The following is a 3,075-nucleotide window of genomic DNA, read 5'->3' as shown; positions in this document are numbered from 1 at the left end:
TGGACCTGCCTCGGCGACCAGACTGAAGCCGCCCTGCGTGTCCTGGCCCTTAAAGGCGGGTTGGACCAGGACGACGTGCTTTCCCAGCTGCCGCGGGTGCATGAGCTGCCCTTCGACGCTCGCCGCAAACGCATGTCCACACTGCACCGGACCGGTCAGGGCATGGTGGCCTTTGTCAAGGGCGCCCCGCGCGAGATCGTCCAGCTGTGCACGTCCATTCTCAAGCAGGGTCAGATCGTGCCTTTGGATGAGCAGACCCGCAGCCTGATCCTGGCGGCCAATGACGACTATGCCCGCGGCGCCCTGCGGGTGCTGGCCCTGGCGCGCCGGCAGCTGCCACCTCAGGCGGGCGGTTTCTCCGCCGAGACCGTCGAGCGCGAGCTCACGTTTCTGGGATTGGTGGCGATGATGGACCCGCCCCGACCGGAGGTGGCCGAGGCCATCCGCTGCTGCCGTGAGGCCGGGATCCGCTGGGCGATGATCACCGGCGATTACGGGCTGACGGCCGAGTCGATGGCCCGGCGCATCGGCATGCTCGCCACCCCACAACCCGTGATTCTCACCGGCGCCGAGCTCGAGCCGCTGAGCGACATCGAGCTGCAGCGCCTGCTGAGCGAGCACGAGATCATCTTCGCCCGCATGGCGCCCGAGCACAAGCTGCGCCTGGTGTCCGCCTTCCAGGCCATGGGCGAAGTGGTGGCGGTGATCGGCGATGGCGTGAACGACGCCCCGGCGCTGCGCCGGTCGGATGTCGGCATCGTGATGGGCATCGCCGGCACCGATGTCGCCAAGGAAGCGGCGGATGTGATCATCACCAACGACGATTTCGGGACGATCACGACCGCCCTGGCCGAGGGCCGGGCCATCTACGACAACCTGCGCAAATTCTCCAGCTACATCTTCGCCAGCAACGTCCCGGAAATTGCCCCCTTCCTGCTGACCGCCCTGACCGGCATTCCGCTGGCCTTGGGTGTGCTGCAGATCCTGGCGGTCGACCTGGGAACCGATCAGTTGCCCGCTCTGGCCCTCGGCATGGAGAAGCCCGAGCCAGACGTGATGAAGCGTCCCCCACGGCGTCGCGACCAGCCCATACTGGAGAAACGACTACTGACACGCGCCTACTTGTGGCTGGGGCCGATCGAAGCCACGCTGTGCTTTCTCGGCTTCGCCCTGACGTATGCGGCCTTCGGGTTCGGTGGGGTGCTCGGCTTGCCGCCGATCCCCTGGCTCGAGCGAATGGGCAGTGCCCGTCTCAGCCTCGGACAAGTCCACATCCTGGCCTCGACCGTGTACTTCGCCGGGGTGGTCACCTCTCAGGCGGGCAACGCCTTCGCCTGCCGCACCGAGAAGGGCAGGGTCCACCTGCTGGGCTGGTTGAGCAACCGCTACCTGCTGCTGGGGATCGGCCTGGAACTGCTGATGCTGGTGGCGCTGATCTACATCCCCTTCCTCTCCAACCTGTTCGACATGACACCGCTGCCGCTGCACACCTGGCCGGCGCTGCTGTTGTTCGCCCCTATCCTGTTCGTTCTCGAACGCATCCGCAAGGGCGCCGCCCTGTGGCTTGACAGGCTGCGCCACGCATGAAGTCCCGCAAAGGAGGACAACGATGATTGTGATAATCATGGGCTGCGGCCGGGTCGGGGCGCAGGTGGCCCGCCGGCTGGATGAACAAGGCCACGACGTGCGCGTGATCGACCACAAAGAAACCGCCCGCGATCTGCTCGGCCCGACCTTCGGCGGCCAGTTCATCGAAGGCGTCGGCTTCGATCGGGAGATCCTGGTTCAGGCCGGGATCGAAGAGGCGACGGCCTTCGCCGCCACAAGTTCCTCCGACAATGCCAACATCGTCGCCGCCCGGATCGCGCGCAACGTCTATCACGTGCCGCGCGTCGTCGCCCGTCTGTATGATCCCAGCCGGGCCGAGGTCTACCAGCGCCTGGGACTGGTGACCATTTCGTCCACCACCTGGGGGGCGCAGCGCATCTTCGAGCTGCTCGCCCATACCCACCTCGATCCGGTGATGACCTTTGGTCACGGCGAGGTCAGCTTGGTGGCGCTCGAGGTGGCGCCGGCGCTGGTGGGGCGTCAGGTCAACCAGATCAGCTTGCCCGGGGAGATCCAGGTGGTGGCCATCACTCGCGGCGGCCAGGCCATCGTGCCGCTGCTCGGCACGGCCTTTGAGCACAACGACCTACTGCACCTGGCAGTGCATGCCAGCGCCATGGGGCGGCTGGAGACACTGCTCCAACTCGGCGAGGGAGGCTAGCCATGTTTGTTGTCTTGGTCGGCGGTGGAAAGACTGGCTCGCATCTGGCCTCGCGGCTGCTCGCCGCGGGTCACCAAGTTCGGGTGCTCGACCATCGCCCGGATGTGTTTGCCAAGCTGCAGGCGGAGCTGCCCGGTGGGACGGCCTCGCTGGCGGATGGCAGCTCGCCCACCGACCTCGAGGCGGCGGGGATCCGCCAGGCTAACGTGCTGGCGGCGGTCACCGGAGCGGATGAAACCAACCTGGTGGTCACCAGCCTGGGGCGCTTCGAGTTCAATGTGCCGCGCATTATCGCCCGCGTCAGCAACCCCAAGAACGCCTGGATGTTCACCCCCGAGATGGGCGTGGATGTTGCCATCAACCAGGCCGACTTGATGGCGAACCTGATCGCCGAGGAGATGTCGCTCGGAGACATGATGACCTTGCTCAAGCTGCGCAAGGGTGAATACGCCATCGTCGAGGAGAAGGTCGCTCCCAGCGCCATCGCCGCCGGCAAGGCCATCCGCGACCTAGTCCTGCCCGATGCCTGCACCATTGTCGCCGTCATCCGCAAGGGGCAGCTGATCGTGCCGCGGGGCGATGTGGTGCTGCAGCCCGTCGATGAGGTCATCGCCCTGGTGCACAGCAGCCAGGTGACGGCGCTGGCGGAGGTGCTTGACCCGGCGCAGCGGAACTCAGGCTGATGAGCTTCGTTGTGCGCAAAGGGATTCCGCAATTCCTCGGCGCCCTTTGCAGGAGCCGCCTCAGAACGCAAGACCGGTTCGGAAGGGCGGGTTGTCGGCCGTGAGGAACCCGCCTCGGCGAGA

General features: G+C 66.3%; 3 protein-coding genes. All 3 read left to right on the top strand.

Annotated elements, in window-relative coordinates; genetic code table 11:
- On the top strand, positions 1–1,587 hold a 1,587-nt coding region (locus tag MUO23_06335; protein MCJ7512573.1), incomplete at its 5' end, for a cation-transporting P-type ATPase.
- Between the two features lie 22 nt (positions 1,588–1,609).
- Positions 1,610–2,269, top strand: a complete 660-nt coding sequence (locus MUO23_06330; GenBank protein ID MCJ7512572.1) for a TrkA family potassium uptake protein — start codon at positions 1,610–1,612, stop codon at positions 2,267–2,269.
- A gap of 2 nt (positions 2,270–2,271) precedes the next feature.
- Positions 2,272–2,952, top strand: coding sequence for a TrkA family potassium uptake protein (locus MUO23_06325; protein MCJ7512571.1), 681 nt, complete (start codon positions 2,272–2,274; stop codon positions 2,950–2,952).
- Positions 2,953–3,075 lie beyond the last annotated feature (123 nt).

This window comes from Anaerolineales bacterium (assembly GCA_022866145.1).
Classification (GTDB): Bacteria; Chloroflexota; Anaerolineae; order Anaerolineales; family E44-bin32; genus PFL42.
Note: the sequence above shows the minus strand (reverse complement) of the source record. Positions and strands in the feature narration are given on the sequence as shown.

Coding starts and splice junctions, on each gene's coding strand:
- MUO23_06330 (MCJ7512572.1), top strand. CDS start 1,610: ATGATTGTGATAATCATGGGCTGCGGCCGGGTCGGGGCGCAGGTGGCC.
- MUO23_06325 (MCJ7512571.1), top strand. CDS start 2,272: ATGTTTGTTGTCTTGGTCGGCGGTGGAAAGACTGGCTCGCATCTGGCC.